General features: G+C 58.5%; 20 protein-coding genes. 1 reads left to right on the forward strand and 19 read right to left on the reverse strand.

The window, feature by feature from the left end:
- Positions 1-2 precede the first annotated feature (2 nt).
- The 14 genes from E8M78_RS03815 to sdhC all read right to left on the reverse strand — a co-directional run bounded on the left by E8M78_RS03815 (position 3) and on the right by sdhC (position 15,474).
- On the reverse strand, positions 3-794 hold the full coding sequence (locus E8M78_RS03815; protein ID WP_246658211.1) for an SDR family oxidoreductase: 792 nt from the start codon (positions 792-794) through the stop codon (positions 3-5).
- 52 nt (positions 795-846) lie between these two features.
- Positions 847-1,260 (reverse strand): MAPEG family protein, encoded by a 414-nt coding sequence (locus tag E8M78_RS03820; protein WP_137133789.1) that lies wholly within the window; start codon positions 1,258-1,260, stop codon positions 847-849.
- Between the two features lie 127 nt (positions 1,261-1,387).
- Entirely contained in the window at positions 1,388-2,605 is a 1,218-nt protein-coding gene (odhB, locus tag E8M78_RS03825; protein WP_137133790.1) for a 2-oxoglutarate dehydrogenase complex dihydrolipoyllysine-residue succinyltransferase, read from the reverse strand.
- A gap of 62 nt (positions 2,606-2,667) precedes the next feature.
- Positions 2,668-5,664 carry a 2-oxoglutarate dehydrogenase E1 component gene (locus E8M78_RS03830; protein WP_137133791.1) on the reverse strand — a complete coding sequence of 999 codons (2,997 nt, stop codon included), beginning with the start codon at positions 5,662-5,664 and terminating at the stop codon, positions 2,668-2,670.
- A gap of 186 nt (positions 5,665-5,850) precedes the next feature.
- Entirely contained in the window at positions 5,851-6,753 is a 903-nt protein-coding gene (gene sucD, locus E8M78_RS03835) for a succinate--CoA ligase subunit alpha (RefSeq protein ID WP_137133792.1), read from the reverse strand.
- A gap of 17 nt (positions 6,754-6,770) precedes the next feature.
- Complete coding sequence (sucC, locus tag E8M78_RS03840; RefSeq protein WP_062556099.1) at positions 6,771-7,964, reverse strand: ADP-forming succinate--CoA ligase subunit beta; 1,194 nt, start codon at positions 7,962-7,964, stop codon at positions 6,771-6,773.
- 33 nt (positions 7,965-7,997) lie between these two features.
- Positions 7,998-8,960 carry a malate dehydrogenase gene (gene mdh / locus E8M78_RS03845; RefSeq protein ID WP_137133793.1) on the reverse strand — a complete coding sequence of 321 codons (963 nt, stop codon included), beginning with the start codon at positions 8,958-8,960 and terminating at the stop codon, positions 7,998-8,000.
- Positions 8,961-9,127: 167 nt separating this feature from the next.
- Positions 9,128-10,303, reverse strand: coding sequence for a cell division protein ZapE (gene zapE, locus E8M78_RS03850; protein ID WP_137133794.1), 1,176 nt, complete (start codon positions 10,301-10,303; stop codon positions 9,128-9,130).
- Positions 10,304-10,422: 119 nt separating this feature from the next.
- Positions 10,423-10,968 carry a protease inhibitor Inh/omp19 family protein gene (locus E8M78_RS03855; protein WP_137133795.1) on the reverse strand — a complete coding sequence of 182 codons (546 nt, stop codon included), beginning with the start codon at positions 10,966-10,968 and terminating at the stop codon, positions 10,423-10,425.
- Positions 10,969-11,139: 171 nt separating this feature from the next.
- Entirely contained in the window at positions 11,140-11,919 is a 780-nt protein-coding gene (locus E8M78_RS03860) for a succinate dehydrogenase iron-sulfur subunit (protein ID WP_062556102.1), read from the reverse strand.
- On the reverse strand, positions 11,912-12,838 hold the full coding sequence (locus E8M78_RS03865; RefSeq protein WP_137133796.1) for a glycosyltransferase family 25 protein: 927 nt from the start codon (positions 12,836-12,838) through the stop codon (positions 11,912-11,914). Before E8M78_RS03865 ends, E8M78_RS03860 begins: the two co-directional genes overlap by 8 nt.
- A gap of 3 nt (positions 12,839-12,841) precedes the next feature.
- Positions 12,842-14,683: a succinate dehydrogenase flavoprotein subunit gene (gene sdhA, locus E8M78_RS03870; protein ID WP_137133797.1), complete on the reverse strand. Its 1,842-nt coding sequence runs from the start codon at positions 14,681-14,683 to the stop codon at positions 12,842-12,844.
- A gap of 6 nt (positions 14,684-14,689) precedes the next feature.
- On the reverse strand, positions 14,690-15,070 hold the full coding sequence (gene sdhD / locus E8M78_RS03875; protein WP_137133798.1) for a succinate dehydrogenase, hydrophobic membrane anchor protein: 381 nt from the start codon (positions 15,068-15,070) through the stop codon (positions 14,690-14,692).
- 11 nt (positions 15,071-15,081) lie between these two features.
- Positions 15,082-15,474 (reverse strand): succinate dehydrogenase, cytochrome b556 subunit, encoded by a 393-nt coding sequence (sdhC, locus tag E8M78_RS03880; protein ID WP_137133799.1) that lies wholly within the window; start codon positions 15,472-15,474, stop codon positions 15,082-15,084.
- Between the two features lie 292 nt (positions 15,475-15,766).
- Between sdhC and E8M78_RS03885 the strand changes: the two genes are divergently transcribed.
- Positions 15,767-16,240 carry a hypothetical protein gene (locus E8M78_RS03885; RefSeq protein ID WP_170973311.1) on the forward strand — a complete coding sequence of 158 codons (474 nt, stop codon included), beginning with the start codon at positions 15,767-15,769 and terminating at the stop codon, positions 16,238-16,240.
- Here E8M78_RS03885 and E8M78_RS03890 read toward each other — a convergent pair whose 3' ends face one another.
- From E8M78_RS03890 to tsaD, 5 genes are read right to left on the reverse strand one after another with little or no spacing between them, the layout of a single operon-like run.
- Positions 16,241-16,894, reverse strand: a complete 654-nt coding sequence (locus E8M78_RS03890; RefSeq protein WP_137133801.1) for a methyltransferase — start codon at positions 16,892-16,894, stop codon at positions 16,241-16,243. It lies immediately after the preceding gene.
- Positions 16,895-16,901: 7 nt separating this feature from the next.
- A complete protein-coding gene (locus E8M78_RS03895; protein ID WP_137133802.1) occupies positions 16,902-17,345 on the reverse strand; it encodes an EVE domain-containing protein in 444 nt (147 codons plus the stop codon).
- A 5-nt stretch (positions 17,346-17,350) separates the two neighbouring features.
- Entirely contained in the window at positions 17,351-17,647 is a 297-nt protein-coding gene (locus E8M78_RS03900) for a YciI-like protein (RefSeq protein ID WP_137133803.1), read from the reverse strand.
- Between the two features lie 24 nt (positions 17,648-17,671).
- Positions 17,672-18,661, reverse strand: a complete 990-nt coding sequence (locus tag E8M78_RS03905) for an NAD(P)H-dependent glycerol-3-phosphate dehydrogenase (protein WP_137133804.1) — start codon at positions 18,659-18,661, stop codon at positions 17,672-17,674.
- A complete protein-coding gene (tsaD, locus tag E8M78_RS03910; RefSeq protein WP_137133805.1) occupies positions 18,658-19,752 on the reverse strand; it encodes a tRNA (adenosine(37)-N6)-threonylcarbamoyltransferase complex transferase subunit TsaD in 1,095 nt (364 codons plus the stop codon). Before tsaD ends, E8M78_RS03905 begins: the two co-directional genes overlap by 4 nt.
- Between the last annotated feature and the right edge of the window lie 27 nt (positions 19,753-19,779).

The following is a 19,779-nucleotide window of genomic DNA, read 5'->3' on the forward strand; positions in this document are numbered from 1 at the left end:
GTTTACCTGCCGCCACTCACGTTCATGATTGTGCCAGTGACATAGGACGCCTGCGGCGAGAGGAGATAGAGAACCGCCTCAGCCACTTCATCCGCCGTTCCGGCGCGTTGCATCGGCACGCTCGGTGCCAAATCTTTCGCACGATCCGGCAGGCCGCCGGATGCATGAATATCGGTATCAATGATGCCCGGGCGCACCGCGTTTACCCGCACGCCTTCGGCCGCCACTTCGCGTGCAAGACCGATGGTGAACGTGTCGACCGCGCCCTTGGCTGCGGCATAATCCACATACTGTCCGGCGCTACCGAGAACTGCGGCCATGGACGAGATGTTGACGATTGAACCGCCCTTGCCGCCGTGGCGGGTAGACATGCGCTTCACCGCTTCGGATGCGCAACGGATCTTGCCCACGACATTGATGGCAAACATCCGCTCCAGACGCTCGCGCGACATTTCATCGACACGCGCCACCTGATCCACGACACCAGCATTGTTGACAAGGCCGTCCAGGCACCCGAACTTCTCGTCAACAGCTGCGAAGATGGCGGCAATACCCTCTTCCGTGCCGGTATCGCCCTGAACGATTTCGGCAACTGCACCCAATGCGCGGATCTTCTCTGCAACAGCCTTTGCCGCTGCTTCGTTGGACACATAATTGATGAGAACATGCCAGCCCTGTTCGGCGGCCTTCATGGCAACGGCAGCACCGATACCGCGGCTGGCGCCGGTGACAAGAAGAACTGGCGACTTCGATGCGGCTCCGTCCGGGTTTGGTCGTTCCATCTTATCCTGCATCAGATCGCCTTTTCCGTTACTTGCCTGCCTTGTCATGAAGCCTCGGCAAGCCTCAGAGAAACAGCCCGACAATCATCATCAGCACGCCCACCAGCGACACCGTCCAGACCATGGACCGGATCTTTGGAATACCGAGAAGGTAGAGCGGGATGTAGGCAAGACGCGACAAGAACCAGACCCATCCGCCGATCAAACCGATGCCGCGCGCATCGCCATAAAAGGCAAGCGCCAGGATGAGTGCCGCGACGGCAGGATAGGTTTCGCGGTAATTCAGGGACGCTCGCTCGGCGCGGCCAGCGACCGGCGACTGGGGTTTCAGGCCCTCATCCCTCGGCCCGGCATTCCAGTTGGCGCCAAGCTCGCGCGTTGCAAGAAAGCCCTGCAGCATGATGTGAACAATGAGCAGCACGATGCTGCCAACGAGAAGCGCCATGTAAGGCGTTGCATGCGCAGCGATCGTATCCATTCTGTCCACCTCGGTTTTGTCGTTGAAACGACCCAGAAGCCGAAACAGGCTTCTTCGGTATCAGACATCGAATTGAGACAATGAGGAGACGCCCGCGAATGATTCGCGGGCGCCCCGTGTTTCATGATCAGAGATCGAGAACCAGACGCTCCGGATCTTCCAGGCTTTCCTTGACACGCACCAGGAAGGTGACGGCTTCCTTGCCGTCAACGATGCGGTGATCATAGGAGAGCGCGAGATACATCATCGGGCGGATGACGATCTGACCGCCAACGACAACCGGACGATCCTGGATCTTGTGCATGCCGAGGATACCCGACTGCGGTGCATTCAGGATCGGAGAGGACATCAGCGAACCGTAGACACCGCCATTGGTGATGGTGAAGGTGCCGCCCTGCATGTCGGCCATGCCGAGCGAACCATCCCGGGCTGCCTTGGCAAGGCGGCCGAGTTCCTTCTCGACGCCAGCAATCGACAGCTGGTCGGCATCGCGGATGACCGGAACGACCAGGCCCTTGTCGGTGCCGACAGCCATGCCGACGTGACAATAGTTTTTGTAGATGATGTCCGTGCCGTCGATTTCGGCATTAACGGCGGGCAGTTCCTTCAAAGCGTGCGTAACAGCCTTGGTGAAGAAACCCATGAAGCCAAGTTTTACGCCATGCTTCTTCTCGAACACGTCCTTGTACTTGTTGCGCAGGTCCATGACGGCCTTCATGTCCACCTCGTTATAGGTGGTCAGCATGGCCGCGGTGTTCTGGGCATCCTTCAGGCGCTTCGCAATCGTCTGGCGAAGGCGGGTCATCTTAACGCGCTCTTCACGAACGGCGTCTTCAGCAGCAGCAGGCGCCCGCGGAGCAGCCGGAACCGGAGCCGGTGCAGACGCTACCGGACCCTTGGCGATGGCAGCCAGCACATCACCCTTCAGAACCTGACCACGCTTGCCAGAGCCATCCACGTCAGCAGTGTTGATGTTGTTGTCGGCGGCGAGCTTGGCAGCTGCCGGAGCAGCCGGCATGGAGGAAGCTGCAGGAGCAGCAGCGGCGGCAGGCTGCGCAGCCGGAGCCGGGGCAGCGGCAGGAGCCGGGGCCGAAGCCGAACCGGCAGCACCTTCAGCAATCTGGCCGAGTAAAGCGCCAAGTCCAACCGTCTCGCCAGCCTGGGCGACAATTTCAGTCAGGACGCCGGAAGCCGGAGCCGGAACCTCGACGGTAACCTTGTCGGTTTCGAGTTCGACGATCGGCTCGTCAGCCTTGACGGTGTCGCCAACCTTTTTGAACCAGGTGCCGACTGTTGCCTCGCTGACGGATTCGCCAAGAGTAGGGACGCGAATTTCGGTGGCCATGATCTGTTTCCGTTTTAAATCCGATATCGTGTTTTAACGAGTGAAGAAGGGGCGGCTGAAAATCAGCCGCCAAGCGCGTCTTCGAGGAAAGCTTCAAGCTGTGCCAGATGCTTGGACATCAGGCCCGTTGCGGGCGATGCCGCTGCCGGACGACCCGTGTAACGCACGCGCTGATACTTGGCATCGATATGTGCCAATACCCACTCGAGATACGGATCGATGAACGCCCAGGCGCCCATGTTCTTCGGCTCTTCCTGGCACCAGACCATTTCCGCGTGGCGGAAGCGCGACAGCTCGTTGATGAGTGCCTTGGCCGGGAACGGATAAAGTTGCTCCAGACGCAGCAGGTAGATGTCATCGATGCCGCGCTTTTCGCGCTCTTCCAGAAGATCGTAGTAGACCTTGCCGGTGCACATCACGACGCGACGAATCTTGGCGTCCTTCTGGAGCTTGATCGGACCGTCCTTGATGACTTCCGCATCATCCCACAGCAGACGGTGGAACGAGCTTTCACCCGCCATTTCCGCCAGTGAGGAGGTGGCGCGCTTGTGGCGCAGCAGCGACTTCGGCGTCATCAGCACCAGCGGCTTGCGGAAGTCACGCTTCAACTGACGGCGCAGGATGTGGAAGTAGTTGGCCGGTGTCGTGCAGTTGGCAACCTGCATGTTGTCTTCGGCGCAGAGCTGGAGGAAACGCTCCAGACGAGCCGAAGAGTGTTCCGGACCCTGACCTTCGTAGCCATGCGGCAGAAGGCAGACAAGACCGGACATGCGCAGCCACTTGCGCTCACCCGACGAGATGAACTGGTCGAAAACCACCTGTGCACCGTTGGCGAAGTCACCGAACTGGGCTTCCCACAATGTCAGGGCATTCGGGCGGGCTAGCGAATAACCGTACTCGAAACCAAGCACCGCTTCTTCCGAAAGCATCGAGTTGATGACTTCGTAGCGGGCCTGGTTCGGAGCCAGATTTGCCAGCGGGATGTAACGCTCTTCGGTATCCTGATCATACAGAACCGAATGACGCTGCGAGAAGGTGCCGCGCTCGCAATCCTGACCAGACAGGCGAATCTTGTGACCTTCCGTCACCAGCGAACCGAAGGCCAGCGCTTCCGCCATCGCCCAATCAATGCCCTCACCCGTCTCGATCATCTGAGCGCGGTTTTCCATGAAGCGCTTGATCGTACGGTGCGCATTGAAACCTTCCGGAACCGTCGCAAGCTTGCGACCGATTTCCTTGAGGCTCTTCATCGGCACGGCGGTCTTGCCGCGGCGCTGCTCATCGGCATTGTCGGCAGAACGAAGACCGGACCACTGACCATCCAGCCAGTCGGCCTTGTTCGGCTTGTAGCTCTGGCCCGCTTCGAATTCCTGCTCCAGATGCGCGCGCCAGTCGGCCTTCATCTTCTGGAATTCGCCGTCCGTGATCAGACCTTCAGCGATGAGACGCTCTGCATAGAGCTCGGTGACCGTCTTGTGCTGACGGATGACCTTGTACATCTTCGGCTGCGTGAACGCTGGCTCATCGCCTTCGTTGTGGCCGAAGCGGCGGTAACAGAACATGTCGACCACGACCGGCTTGTGGAACTTCATGCGGTATTCGGTTGCGATCTTGGCAGCGTAGGTCACTGCTTCCGGATCATCCCCGTTGACGTGGAAGATCGGCGCTTCGATCATCTTCGCGACGTCCGACGGATACGGCGACGAGCGCGAGAAGGCCGGATTGGTGGTGAAGCCGATCTGGTTGTTGATGATGAAGTGCATGGTGCCAGCCACGCGATGACCGCGCAGACCGGACAGGCCGAGGATTTCGGCGACGACGCCCTGACCAGCGAAAGCCGCATCACCATGGATAAGCAGCGGCAGAACCTTTGCGCGCTCCTTGAGCGGAATGATGTCGCCATCCCAGCTCTTGGTCAGCATGTCCTGCTTGGCACGGGCCTTACCCATGACAACCGGGTTGACGATTTCCAGGTGCGACGGGTTTGCCGTCAGCGACAGGTGCACCTTGTTGTTGTCGAATTCACGATCGGACGAAGCACCGAGGTGATACTTCACGTCGCCGGAGCCTTCGACTTCATCCGGCTTGAAGGAGCCGCCCTTGAACTCGTGGAACACGGCGCGGTGCGGCTTGTGCATGACGTTTGTCAGAACGTTCAGGCGGCCACGGTGTGCCATGCCGAGAACAACTTCCTCCAGGCCGTCCTGACCGCCGCGCTTGATGATCTGCTCAAGCGCCGGGATGAGCGCTTCACCACCGTCGAGACCGAAGCGCTTTGTGCCCTTGTACTTGACGTCGATGAACTGCTCGAAGCCTTCCGCCTCAACCAGCTTTGAAAGGATCGCCTTCTTGCCGTTGGCGGTAAATTCGACACCCTTGTTCGGGCCTTCGATACGCTCCTGAATCCAGGCCTTCTCCTCCGGATTGGAGATGTGCATGAATTCAACGCCGAGCGTGGAGCAATAGGTGCGCTGCAGGATCTCCAGCATTTCGCGAATCGTCGCGTACTCAAGACCCAGAACGTTATCGATGAAAATCTTGCGGTCGTAATCCGCTTCCGTAAAGCCATAGGCCGTCGGCGAAAGCTCGTTATAATCTTCAACCGGAGCTGCAAGACCCAGCGGGTCGAGCTTGGCATGCAGGTGGCCGCGCATGCGGTAAGCGCGGATCATCATGATGGCGCGAACGCTGTCGCGCGTTGCCTGAAGAACCTCTGCGGCATCCACAGGCTTGCCCGCAGCAGCAGCGGTTGCCTCGGCCTTGGCCTGAACCTTCTTCTCGATGGCCTTCTCGACCACCGGCCAGTTGCCATCAAGCGCAGAAATCAGCTCGCCATTGGCCGGGATCGGCCAATTCTTGCGCTGCCAGGATGCGCCCTTGGCGGCTTTTTTCACGTCATCCGGATTATCGGCAAGCGCCTTGAAAAAGGATTGCCATTCCGGACCGACCGAATTCGGATCGTCTTCATACTTCGCGTAGAGCTGCTCGATGTAAGCAGCATTCGCGCCGTCGAGGAACGAAGTGATAAGGAACTGCTCGTTGGCTTCTTGCCGTGCCATGGTGCTTTTGCGGGCGCAACGCCCGCCTCCTGACGTCATCTGAAACCGGATTTTCAAGCGCCGGTTATCGCTTTTATTCCTGGTGCCGCGGGCATAACTGCGGAACAGGCCCATTTTGCGGCTGAGGCAGGCGAACCATTCACTGATTCGCCTGCCTAAAGCTTAATGCTCGCAACTTATTTGGCGTTAGCCCTTCAGGACTTCAACCAGCGTCTTGCCAAGACGTGCCGGGGATGGCGAAACCTTGATGCCAGCCGCTTCCATGGCGGAGATCTTGGATTCCGCATCACCCTTGCCGCCGGAAACGACAGCACCGGCATGGCCCATGGTCCGACCCTTCGGAGCTGTACGGCCAGCGATGAAGCCAGCCATCGGCTTCTTGCGACCCTTCTTGGCTTCGTCGATCAGGAACTGCGCTGCATCTTCTTCAGCCGAACCGCCGATTTCGCCGATCATGATGATCGAGGTCGTCGCTTCGTCGGCAAGGAACATTTCCAGCACGTCGATGAACTCGGTGCCCTTGACCGGATCGCCGCCGATACCGACAGCCGTCGTCTGGCCAAGACCTTCGTTGGAGGTCTGGAACACAGCTTCGTAGGTCAGCGTGCCGGAGCGCGAAACGATACCGACAGAACCCTTGCGGAAGATGGAGCCCGGCATGATGCCGATCTTGCACTCTTCCGGCGTCAGGATGCCCGGGCAGTTCGGTCCGAGCAGGCGAGACTTCGACTTGTCAAGCTTGGCCTTGACGCGCACCATGTCCGCAACCGGAATACCTTCGGTGATGCAGGTGATGAAGGGGATTTCAGCCTCGATCGCTTCAATGATCGCGTCTGCGGCACCTGCCGGCGGAACGTAGATTACGGTCGCATCCGCACCGGTCTTTTCCTTGCCCTCGGCAACGGAGGCGAAGATCGGCAGGGTTTCGCCCTTCGAGCCGGTCCAGTTGCTGCCGCCCTTGGAGGGGTGGATACCGCCGACCATCTGTGTTCCGTAATACGCCAGCGCCTGTTCGGTGTGGAAGGTGCCGGTCTTGCCGGTCAGGCCCTGAACGAGGACCTTGGTGTTCTTGTTTACAAGAATGGACATCGAATAGGTTCCTCAGATTAGCCGTTGATCGCCGCGACGATCTTCTTGGCCGCATCGTCCAAGTCGTCAGCTGCGGTGATGGCAAGGCCGGATTCGTTCAGCAGCTTCTTGCCGAGTTCGACGTTCGTGCCTTCCAGGCGAACGACGAGCGGAACCTTCAAGCCCACTTCCTTCACGGCGGCGATAACGCCTTCCGCGATGACGTCGCACTTCATGATGCCGCCGAAGATGTTGACGAGGATGCCCTCGACCTTCGGGTCAGCCGTGATGATCTTGAAGGCAGCCGCAACCTTCTCCTTGCCAGCACCACCGCCGACGTCGCAGAAGTTTGCCGGCTCTTTGCCATACAGCTTGATGATGTCCATGGTTGCCATGGCAAGGCCAGCGCCGTTGACCATGCAGCCGATGTTGCCATCGAGAGCAACGTAGGCGAGATCCCACTTCGAAGCTTCAATTTCCTTGGCGTCTTCTTCGGTCTCATCGCGAAGCGCACGAACATCTTCGTGGCGGAACAGCGCGTTGCCGTCGAAGGAAACCTTGGCGTCGAGAACGCGCAGGTTGCCGTTGGTCATGACGATAAGCGGGTTGATTTCGAGAAGAGCCATGTCCTTCTCGACGAAGGCCTTGTAGAGCGCCGGGAAAAGCGACTTCGCATCTTCAGCAGCAGCGCCGTCGAGGGCGAGAGCCGCAGAAATCTTTGCCACATCGTCAGCCGTTACACCGGTTTCCGGGTCGATGGCAATGGTATGGATCTTCTCGGGCGTATCGTGAGCAACCGCTTCGATATCCATGCCGCCTTCCGTCGAAACGACGAAGGCAACGCGGCCGACCGAACGGTCGACCAGCAGCGAGCAGTAAAGTTCGCGAGCAATGTCCGCACCGTCTTCGATGTAGAGACGGTTGACCTGCTTGCCAGCTTCGCCGGTCTGCGCCGTCACCAGCGTATTGCCCAGCATGTCCTTGGCGTGAGCCACGACTTCGTCGATCGACTTAGCAAGGCGAACGCCACCCTTGGCATCCGGACCCAGTTCCTTGAACTTGCCCTTGCCGCGACCGCCAGCATGGATCTGGCTCTTCACGACGTAGAGGGGGCCCGGAAGCTGCTTGGCAGCAGCCGCAGCCTCATCGGCGGAATGGATCGCAACGCCTTGCGCGACCGGCGCGCCAAAGCCCTTCAGAAGAGCCTTGGCCTGATATTCATGAATATTCATCGTCTGGTCCTTAAATCCTGGTCCGTGAACGGATTACTTCAGAGAAGGAGCAATGTTGGTGCAGGCTTCGCAGAGGCCGGCAACAGCGCCAACGGACTTTTCGAAGGCTTCCTTCTCGTCCTTGTTCAGGTCGATTTCGATGATGCGCTCAACGCCGCCGGCACCGATGATGGTCGGAACGCCGACATACATGTCGTTTACGCCGTACTGGCCGGAAAGATGTGCCGCGCATGGCAGAACACGCTTCTTGTCCTTGAGGAAGGACTCAGCCATCTCGATGGCCGATGCAGCAGGTGCGTAATAGGCAGAGCCAGTCTTCAGCAGGCCGACGATTTCTGCACCGCCATCGCGTGTGCGCTGGATGATCTGCTCCAGACGCTCCGCCGTGACCCAACCCATCTTGACGAGGTCGGTCAGCGGGATACCAGCGATCGTGGAGTAGCGAGCAAGCGGCACCATGGTGTCGCCGTGACCACCCAGAACGAAGGCCGTCACATCTTCAACGGAAACATTGAACTCTTCAGAGAGGAAGAGGCGGAAGCGCGCAGAGTCGAGAACGCCGGCCATGCCGACGACCATGTTCTTCGGAAGACCGGAGAACTTCTGGAGAGCCCAGACCATCGCGTCAAGCGGGTTGGTGATGCAGATCACGAAAGCGTTCGGGGCGTATTTCTTGATGCCTGCGCCGACCTGCTCCATGACTTTCAGGTTGATGCCGAGAAGGTCATCGCGGCTCATGCCCGGCTTGCGGGCCACACCGGCAGTCACGATGCAGACATCTGCGCCTTCAATTGCAGCATAGTCACTGGCGCCGGAAAGCTTAGCATTGAAGCCTTCCACCGGGCCGGACTGAGCGATGTCGAGGCCTTTGCCCTGCGGAATGCCGTCTGCGATGTCGAAGAGGACGATATCGCCCAACTCCTTCAGGCTGGCCAAATGTGCCAGCGTGCCACCGATCATGCCGGAACCAATAAGTGCAATCTTCTTGCGAGCCATTGAGATGCTTCCTCTCTATTCGAAGGCACGGCCGGCATGAGACCTGTCGACCGATCTGGGCATCCGCATAGCTCTAATACTTCAAATTGGCAATCGATTATTTTCGGCTCAACATTTTCAATCGGTTAAAGCTATAAATTCTTACGTAAACGTAAGAATATCCGTCATCATTCTGTCAGATTTGCCTCTCTCTTTTCCTGATGCAGTGACAGATATTCGGGGCTCCGCATCTCGTAGAGGCGCGACACGGTGCGATCAAACTCGAAGCCCTCGATACCGTGCTTCTCGATCAGCAACTGCTCGGCAGGCGCTTCTGCAGTGATGAACAGCCGAACAGAGCGGTCGTAGAATGTATCGATGAGGTTAATGAACCGTTTTGTTTCATTGCGCTTATTGAGACCGAGGCGCGGCACCCGCTCAACGAAAACAATATCGAAGCGGTTGGCAATCTCCAGATAGTCCGCGGCGCCAAGCGGTTTCTCACATAAATCAGCAAAGTTGAAACGGGCGACGCGGCCAACCGCGCAAGGCACCGGAATAACACGACCCTTGCGCGGGATCTCAGTCGCCTCGATCTTCTTTCCGTCGGTGATCTGATGCCAGGCTGCCTCCATTGCCGCCTCGGAACGTCCGTCAAGCGGAGACAGATAAACTGGCAGGCTTGCCGTCTTCTCCATCCGGTAGTCGGTGGGAGAATCGAGTGTCACCACATCGACATGCTGTTTCAGTAAATCGAGGAACGGCAGGAACAGCGAACGGTTCAAACCGTCGCGATAGAGATTATCAGGCGCAACATTGGACGTGGTGACCAGAATGCAGCCAAGGCGGAACAACTCCGTGAACAGGCGCCCAAGGATCATCGCGTCGGCAATGTCGGTAACCGAAAACTCGTCGAAGCAAAGAAGCTCGGCTTCAGTAAAAATACTGGCAGCGACCGGCGGAACAGGATCCGTTTCCTTCGTTTCCCCGTTCTTCAGTTTCTGCCGGTGCGCATGGATTCGCCCATGCACATCCGCCATAAACTCGTGAAAATGACTGCGCCGCTTGGCAGCGACGGGGGCCTTGGCGAAGAACATATCCATGAGCATGGTCTTGCCACGACCAACAGAGCCGTGCACATACAGCCCACGAATGCCCGCTTCTGCCCGCTTGTTCTTCTTAGCAAACAGCCAACCAAGTGCGCTCGTCTTTTTCGCCGGGACGCGACTGCGCAGCTGCGAAAGCACCCGGTCCAGATGTCCGGCAACAGCGAGCTGAGCCTTGTCCATCTGGAGGGAACCGGCGGCAGTCAAGCTCGCCAGTTCATCAGTCACGCTATTGTTGTAATCAGGCAGTTTGGCCATGCATATTGCTCATTGCGCCGACCAAACCAGCAATCTCAAACTTCATCGGACAAACACAGATCGTCGGATTCCCAATGAGACGGCAAGCGGCGCCGTTTGTCCGGTTTGTTCAGATTTGCCTAGCGGCTCAGGCTGATCGCTTGGCCGGAATTCGTTGTGCCGTCAAAACGTGTATCGGCGCTCTTATAAACACGGCCGATCACGTCGCCATTGCGGTTCTTGAACAAGACATTCTTGCCCGACACTTCCCAGGAGCCCATGGTCGTCAGCTCACCGGCACAGCCGCGGGTACCGCCACGGGAGCCACTGCCCAGATTGGTGAGCGTGAGGAACATATCGCAGCTGGTACCGCCGCTGCTGACGCGCCAGTTGCCGACCATAGACTCCTTGGTCACGTCAAGCGCAGTCGCCGGAGCCTGTCCGCCGCCCGGCGGCAGCGAGGCAACAGCCGTGCCCGCAGCTGCACCATTATTCGGGGCGGCAGGGAATTGAGACGGGTCTGAAGCACCCGGAGGCGGCAGTTGGTTTGCCTGAACAGATGGAACCGGCTGGGCCTGCAAGGGTGCAGGACCGGGCAGGTTGCTATAGGGGCTTGAAGAGGTTCTCTGGCAGCCGGCCAAGGACACTGCGACCAAAACGCCGGTCACCACATATCTGAACTGCATCATAAAGCTCCCGAATCTCCGCTTCGCTCAACCGCCACCTGTGCGGTGCACACCGATTATCGCTGATGATTGTCTCAAATCAAGTCATTGCGCATGAATGACCTGATCATGCCCGTTGTTACCTCGCCCAAATGGTACATTTCAGGGCGAGGTCAACCGTCGAGGATCAGACTAGATACGGCGCTCGACCATCATCTTCTTGATTTCGGCAATAGCCTTGGCAGGGTTCAGACCCTTCGGACAGGTCTGGGCACAGTTCATGATGGTGTGGCAGCGATAGAGACGGAAGGGATCTTCCAGGTTATCCAGACGCTCGCCCTTTGCTTCGTCGCGGCTGTCAATCAGCCAGCGGTAAGCCTGCAAGAGAACGGCTGGACCGAGGTAACGGTCGCCATTCCACCAGTAGGACGGACAGGAGGTAGAGCAGCAGGCGCAGAGAATGCACTCATAGAGACCGTCCAGCTTCTGGCGATCCTCATGGCTCTGCTTCCACTCCTTGGCAGGCGTGGGAGATACGGTCTTCAGCCAGGGCTCGATTGAACGGTGCTGTGCGTAGAAATTCGTCAGATCCGGGACCAGATCCTTCACCACCGGCATATGCGGCAGCGGATAGATCTTTACCGTGCCGTTGATGTCATCCATGCCCTTGGTGCAGGCGAGCGTGTTGGAGCCATCAATGTTCATGGCGCAGGAGCCGCAAATGCCTTCGCGGCACGAACGGCGCAAAGTCAGCGTCGGGTCAACCTTGTTCTTGATGTAGAGCAGGGCGTCCAGAACCATCGGACCACAGTCGTCGATATCGACAAAATAGGTATCGATGCGCGGGTTCTGGCCGTCATCAGGGTTCCAGCGATAGATACGGAATTCCCGGACATTGGTGGCACCGGTCGGCTTCGGCCAGACCTTGCCCTCGGTCATCTGGGAGTTCTTCGGAAGAGCGAGTTCAACCATTTTTGGACCTTCGATCCTCGGCGGTAACCGCCTGACTGTTTATCTTAGTATAATCATCCGGCGCCCATTGCGCCAATGCTGCATTTGCCATCTTCCAAGGCTTGCCCTCGGTGGCCGCCCAGAGAAGGAGAAGTCTCTCCAGACCGCGGCGCACCGCCATCCAGATCTTTCGTCCCGGTGGCGGCACGCGATCCGCCTTTTTCGCTGCCCGATCGGTTGCTATGACGCTGGCAGCACCGGACTGCATCACGACCCAAGGCGCGAGATCTGCGAGCTTCAACCCGTGATAGGACGGTGCCCAGAGGAAATCGTCCGTGGGGATGAGCTTTGTACCAATCCGCTGGAGCAGGCGGGTCGCCGCCTTGCGGGTCAGCAGATAAGCCGCAGCACCCGAACAGGGTCGAAGCGAACGAACCAGCTGACGATCGCCCGCCTCAGCAAGCCTGAAGGCCTTACGACCGCCAGGACGGTAAATCCCCTCGAGCTTCACGATATCCCCGTCAAAACCCTGCCGAAGCAACGCCTCGATGGCCGCCTCGAACCCCTGCTGCGGTACGGCATCGTCTTCGAGAATGATGGCATGATCGAAATCCGATGCCAGGAACTCCCGCCATGCCAGAATATGGCCCGCAAGGCAGGCCTCCTCCGTCAGCATGAAAAGGCGATTGCGATGCGCATTCCATCCCAATGCATGAGGTGGAACCCGCAACTGCGTACCCCGAACCGATAGAACCGCCGCCGGATCAAGCCGCGCATCGATCCCCGCAATCCGCTGCAAGGGCCATGGCAGGCTGCCGAAGCCAGCCTCGATTTGCTGCCAGCGATCCGGCGAGCGATCAAGATTGATTGCGAACAGGCCGAGTGGCCTCCCACCAGAAGCGCTATTCACTGTTCCGGGAAAGGAGACCACCGTGCTCATCGATCAGTACACTCGCGCCTTTGGCGCAATCTTGGCATCTTCGATACCATCTGCGATCAGTTCCGTGTGTACCGGACGGTAATCCAGCTTCACGTCACCATTGTCGCTAACCCAGGCGAGCGTGTGTTTGCGCCAGTTCTCGTCATCGCGACCACCCATAGGACCATCCTTGTAGTCCTCGCGGGCATGCGCGCCACGGCTTTCCTTGCGGGCTTCCGCGCCGAAAACCGTGGTTATGGCATTGGCCATCAGATTCTGCAGTTCCAGTGTTTCCACCAGATCGGAATTCCAGATCATCGAACGGTCGGTGACCTTCAGATCCTTCATCTCGCCCCAGATTGACGAAAGGCGCTTGCAACCGCTTTCCAGCGACTCCTGTGTACGGAACACGGCTGCATCTTCCTGCATGGCGCGCTGCATCTTGTCACGCAGCACAGCCGTCGGAGTGGCGCCGGAGGCATGACGCAGGCCGTCGAAGCGGTCCATGATCCTGTCGCAGGCTGCAACGTTGAGCGCCGGGATCGGCTCATCACGATTGACGACCTGCGCCGCACGTATGGCCGCCGCTCGCCCGAAGACCACGAGATCGATCAGTGAATTGGAGCCAAGGCGGTTTGCGCCGTGAACCGACGCACAGCCCGCTTCGCCCACAGCCATCAGACCCGGCAGAATGCGGTCCGGATTATTGGAATCCGCATTCAGCACTTCGCCCCAGTAGTTGGTCGGAATGCCACCCATGTTGTAGTGAACCGTCGGCAGAACCGGGATTGGCTCACGCGTCACGTCAACACCGGCGAAGATCTTCGCGCTTTCGGAGATACCCGGCAGACGTTCGTGCAGAACGGCAGGATCCAGATGGTCGAGATGCAGGAAGATGTGGTCCTTGTTCTTGCCAACGCCACGGCCTTCGCGAATTTCCAGGGTCATGCAGCGGGACACGACGTCACGCGATGCCAGATCCTTCGCCGATGGCGCATAGCGCTCCATGAAGCGCTCGCCTTCGGAGTTGACGAGATAACCGCCCTCGCCGCGCGCACCCTCCGTAATCAGGCAGCCCGAACCATAGATGCCGGTCGGGTGGAACTGAACGAATTCCATGTCCTGAAGCGGGAAGCCGGCGCGTGCCACCATGCCGCCGCCATCGCCCGTGCAGGTATGGGCAGAGGTTGCGGAGAAATAGGCACGGCCATAACCACCCGTCGCCAGTACGACCATCTTCGCCGCAAAGCGGTGGATCGTGCCGTCATCGAGGTTCCAGGCGACGACCCCTGTGCAACGGCCATCGTCGGACATGATCAGATCAAGCGCGAAATATTCGATGAAGAATTCCGCGTTGTGCTTGAGCGACTGGCCGTAGAGCGTGTGCAGGATGGCGTGACCCGTACGGTCTGCCGCAGCGCAGGTGCGCTGAACCGGAGGACCTGCGCCAAAGTTCTGCATGTGACCGCCGAACGGACGCTGATAGATTTTGCCTTCCTCGTTACGCGAGAACGGCACGCCGTAGTGCTCCAGCTCATAGACCGCCTTCGGCGCTTCCATGACCATATACTGCATGGCATCGACGTCGCCCAGCCAGTCGGAACCCTTGACCGTATCGTAAAGGTGCCACTGCCAGCTGTCCGGTGTCATGTTCTGCAGTGACGCCGCAATACCGCCCTGCGCCGCAACCGTGTGGGAACGCGTCGGGAACACCTTTGTAATACAGGCCGTCTTGAAGCCCTGCTCGGCCATGCCAAGCGTCGCGCGCAGGCCAGCACCGCCAGCACCCACGACGATCACGTCATAGGAGTGATCGACGTAAGTGTAGGCCTTGCCGTTTTGCGCAATAGGAGTGATCGAAGCCATGGGATGTTATCCTGCGAATGCGATCTTCAGGGCAGCGAAAAGACAGAGACCGCCGGCCAGAAGCGAAAAGAAGGAATTGAGGATCAGAAGCGCAAACTTCGTCGCCTCGGTGTGGATGTAATCCTGAATGATTTCTTCCATGCCGAGTTTCATGTGTACGATCGAAGCAATGATCGTCAGCGCATTGATCGTCGCGATGAACGGATTGGAAAGAGCAGATACGACATCTGCATAGGGCTTTCCAGCATAGGCAATCAGGAAGCCGACGTAAAACAGCAGAAGCGGAACCAGCGCGATCGACGTCGTCCGCACCTTCCAGAAATGTTCCGTGCCGCTCTTGGCTGAACCCAGCCCGCGAACCTTACCGAGGGGAGTACGCATATCCATAAGGTTTTTCCTTACCGTACAATCAGGACAACGATCCACACGAGGACCGTAAGCGCGATCGAAGCAACCAGATTGGCCTTGGCGAGCTTGGTCGAGAATTCCTTCTCGAAGCCATAGCCCAGATCCCACATGATGTGGCGAAGGCCACCCAGAAGATGATGCAGCATGGCCCAGGTGTAACCGAACAGAATAACCTGTCCTACGAAAGAACCGAAGAACCAGTTCACCTGATTGAAGGCGTGCTCACCGGAGGCGGCAGCAACGAGCCAGGCAGCCACCAGAACCGTGCCGAAATACAAAGCGCCACCGGTAATACGGTGAACGATGGACATGGCCATGGTGGGAATAAAACGATAGACCTGAAGGTGCGGCGACAAGGGCCGCTTGTTTGTTACATTCGCCATCATAATCCTCGCGGCGTTCGAAGCGTGATTGTAACGGGCACGGTCCCGGCGCAGCATACTCACCATAGAGTATGTGCAATGCATCATCGGCTGATTTACCCATCGAATTGGCATATCACAAGCCGGTTTTAGAAGGTTTTTGAATTTAATCGATTGTGGAGACAGCACATTCTGTCGCAAGCATCATGCTTCCTATCGACTCGTTCTACGATCAAACGAGATGACGGGTTGATCAATGCAACTTTCTGCCAATACTATGGTTAACTTACTCTTAAATTCGAGAGGAAAAGCCATGATGGCTAGACTGATGAAGCATGCGCTTATTGTCGCAATCTGCCTGACAGCGCCGCTGGCGAGTGCGGGGGCAGACACGGTCTGGGGATCTTCACCCAACTCTATCGCGAAACAGTCTGGTTCGTCTGATCGTCACGGAAGCTGGAAGAACCATCGTTTACCGCGAAACGAATATCGCTTCAGCAGTCAGAAAACCTATCATTATCAATCCGGCCATCAGCGGCGTGACGTCGTCGCCGGCAACGGTCTGCCCTCCTATGTCCGAGGCATCGGCACCTTCGCAGGCGGTTTGAGCGCCGTTCGCTTCCGCGGAAACGGCATCTACTTCTTTGCAGATGGCATCGGGAATGGGAGCGCCGCCACTGTTGGTCCCGGCGCCAAGATCATCACCGTTTCCCCGACAGGCAAGACAAATGGGAAATCGGCCTGCGCCATGGAACATGGTGTCTGCGTGGTGCGCGGCTCGCCGTGATCATTCGGAAAGCAGAAATCGCCAGACCGTCGTCCGCTTGATCTCGCTGTCTTCCAGCGCACGCGTAACCGGCACCTCATAGGTGCCTAGAGCTTCCAACCGCCGTTTCGGGAGATAATAGCGACCTGGATCGCCGACGATGATATCCTTTCCCTGCGCCAGCAACTGGTCGAACCAGACAGTTATGCGTGCAGCAAATTCGCGATCATAGAAAACGTCTCCCGCAAGCACGACCTCCTGATCGATCGAGAGTCCCACCAGATCTTCAGCGGAAAAATCAACTGCAACGCCATTGGCCTCGGCGTTCAGCTTGATCGCACTTCTCGCCCAGGGATCGATATCGACAGCGAGTACGGATCTTGCTCCAGCCAGGGTAGCCGCTATTCCGACGAGTCCCGAACCCGACGCAAAATCGAGAACAGACTTGCCCGACACACAGTCCGGATGATTGAGCACATGCCGCGCAAGCCCCTGCCCTCCCGCCCAGGCAAATGCCCAGAACGGCGGCTGCAGACCAATCTGCTGCAGCTCGTCCTCGGTTTTTATCCATAGATCATGAGCTTCATCGGCAAGATGCAGCTGTATCTCCGGCACATGCGGGGGCGCCGTCAGGTTGGTATTGGCAAGGATGAATTCAACCGGATCAGTCTTCAGGCGTCACCTATTCATAAGGGGAAAGCGGCGGATTATCCAGTCCGCCCATCCGGCAAACCTCGAACCATTCTTCTTCCGTCACAGGCTGCACGGAGAGCCGCATGGACGTGACGAGAGACATCTTGGCAAGCTTCGGGTTTGCCTTGATATCCTTGAGCGAGACGGGCTTCGGCATGTCGCAGACGGCGCGGATATCCACACAGTCCCAACGCAGATCGCCTTCGGCGGTCGAATCCGGATGAGAAAGAGCACACACTTCGGTAATGCCGACAACTTCCAGCCCTTCATTCGAGTGATAGAAGAAGCCTTTGTCACCAATCTTCATGGCCCGCATATTGTTGCGCGCCAGATAGTTGCGAACGCCGGTCCATTCTTCGCCTTCTGCGCCCTTGGCCTTCTGCATCTCCCAGGACCACTTGAACGGTTCGGACTTGTATAACCAGTAAGCCATGCCGCTTACGCTCCCGGCTTGTTGAAGACCCAGTTGTAGGGCTTCACCTCAACAGAAGCGAAAAGTCCTGCCTTGGCATAGGGGTCGGCCTCTGCCAGCGCCTGCGCTTCCTCGATCGTATCGGTCTCGACAATGATCAGGCTGCCATTTGGCTTGCCATCTGCATCGAGAAACGGACCGGCAATCTTCAAAATACCCTTCTCGTTGAGCGCGTTGAGATGGTCGAGATGTGCAGGACGCGTCTCCATGCGCACATTCAGATGGCCGGGCTTATCCGTGCAGAGAAAGGCGAAAAGCGCCATGGTGAAACGTCTCCTGTCGCAAAATCATTCAGTTGTGATGGGGCGGCTCATCAACCGTTCGAGGGCGGTGGTCACATCCAGCCTGCCTTCTATGATGGCTGCAACCGCATCGGTAATCGGAAGCTCCACATGGTGACGCACGGCTAGATCCGAAGCAATCGCCGCCGTAAACGCGCCTTCCACCAGCGCACCGCCAGACATATCCGCAGGATGCCCCTGCCCCAGCGAAATGCCGAAGCGCAGGTTTCTTGATTGATGACTCGTTCCGGTCAGCACAAGATCGCCCAGACCGGAAAGGCCGCGGATCGTATCTCCCCGACCGCCAAGCGCCTCAGCCAGTCGGGACATTTCCGCAAGCCCGCGCGAGATGAGCGCGGCACGGGCTGATTCGCCCAGCCCCGCTCCCTCTGCAATGCCGCAGGCAATCGCCAGCACATTCTTGAGCGCTCCGCCCAGTTGAACACCAATCGGATCGGCTGACGCATAAAGACGGAAGGTGCGGCCGGAGATCACCCGCGCCAGTCGCTCCGCAAGCGAAAGATCGGCAGCGGCCACGGCCATAGCAGTCGGCAGACCACGGGCAATATCCGCCGCGAAGCCCGGACCCGAAAGAACAGCAGCAGAATGATGCGGAAGTTCATGGCCGAGCACTTCCGTCAGCAAACGCCCGGAAGAACGCTCGATGCCCTTGGCACAGGACACGATCACGGTTTCACCCCGGATATAGGGGCCATAATGTCGCGCTGCATCAGCATGGGCTTGGGACGGCATGGCAAACAGCACCATACTGGCCTCTTCCAGAGCGTCCGGTTCAGCCGAGAAAGACAGATTGTCCGGCAAAGGCACACCCGGAAGGGCAGCGTCATGCACCCTGTCATTGCGCAAATCGGCCATCAGGGAGGGATCTCGCCCGATCAGGGTGACCGGCACGCGTCCCTCAAGCGACACCACCGTTGCCAGAGCCGTCCCGAAGCTTCCTGCCCCGATGACGACGATTTTTTCCCGTTCGCTCATGCCTTTGCTCCCCGCTTGCCGGACCCGATCAGGGCGGCCGCTTCATTGTCGAGTGGCCAGCGCGAGCGCGGAGCAACAGAAATCGGATCGGCGGGCAGGCCCGCCGCCATACGTTCCAACCCCGCCCAGGCAATCATGGCGGCGTTATCGGTACAAAGGTTCAATGGCGGGGCGATGAAGGTGAAGCGGTGCTCGTTGCAAAGATCCTGCAAGGTCGAGCGAATGACCTGATTGGCAGCAACACCACCGGCCACCACCAGTGCCGGCTGGCCGAGCTGCGGATAGCGTTCGCGAAACCGGGCGAGCCCCCGCCCGATACGGTCCTTCAAGGTGCGGGAAATAGCGCGCTGGAAGGAGGCGCAGATATCGGCAATATCCTGCTCGGTCAGCGGCTGGATTGCGGTGGCAGCCTGACGAACGGCTGTCTTCAATCCTGAAAAGGAAAAATCGAGGCGCGCCTCACCGACCAGCGGACGCGGAAAGTCGAAACGCGTGGCGTCGCCGTTGCGCGCTACCTTTTCAACCGCGGGACCGCCGGGATAGGGAAGACCGAGAAGCTTGGCCGTCTTGTCGAAGGCTTCGCCCAGCGCGTCATCGATCGTCGTACCCCAGCGCTCGTAGTCGCCAACACCCTTCACCAGCACCAGCTGGGTGTGACCACCGGAGACGAGCAGCATCAGATAGGGAAAATTGAGACCATCGGTCAAACGTGCCGTCAACGCATGACCTTCCAGATGGTTGACCGCATAGAGCGGCTTGTTGGCGGACATGGCAATGGCCTTAGCCGTCATCAGCCCAACCAGAAGCCCGCCGATGAGGCCCGGACCGGCGGTCGCTGCAACTGCATCCACATCTGCCAGTTTGATATCCGCGCGGGCGAGAGCTTCCTCGATCAGGCCATCAAGAGCTTCGACATGGGCGCGGGCAGCGATTTCTGGCACGACACCACCAAACGCGCTGTGCTCTTCCAGCTGCGACAAAACGACATCTGACACAATCTCGCCCCGTCCGTCCTCATGGCGAAGAACCACGGATGCGGCGGTTTCATCGCAGCTTGTTTCGATACCGAGAATGCGAAGCGGGCGGGTCATAAAGCTCAGACGTCGTTGGATGAATTG

The organism is Rhizobium sp. FKY42 (assembly GCF_005222835.1).
Classification (GTDB): Bacteria; Pseudomonadota; Alphaproteobacteria; order Rhizobiales; family Rhizobiaceae; genus Neorhizobium.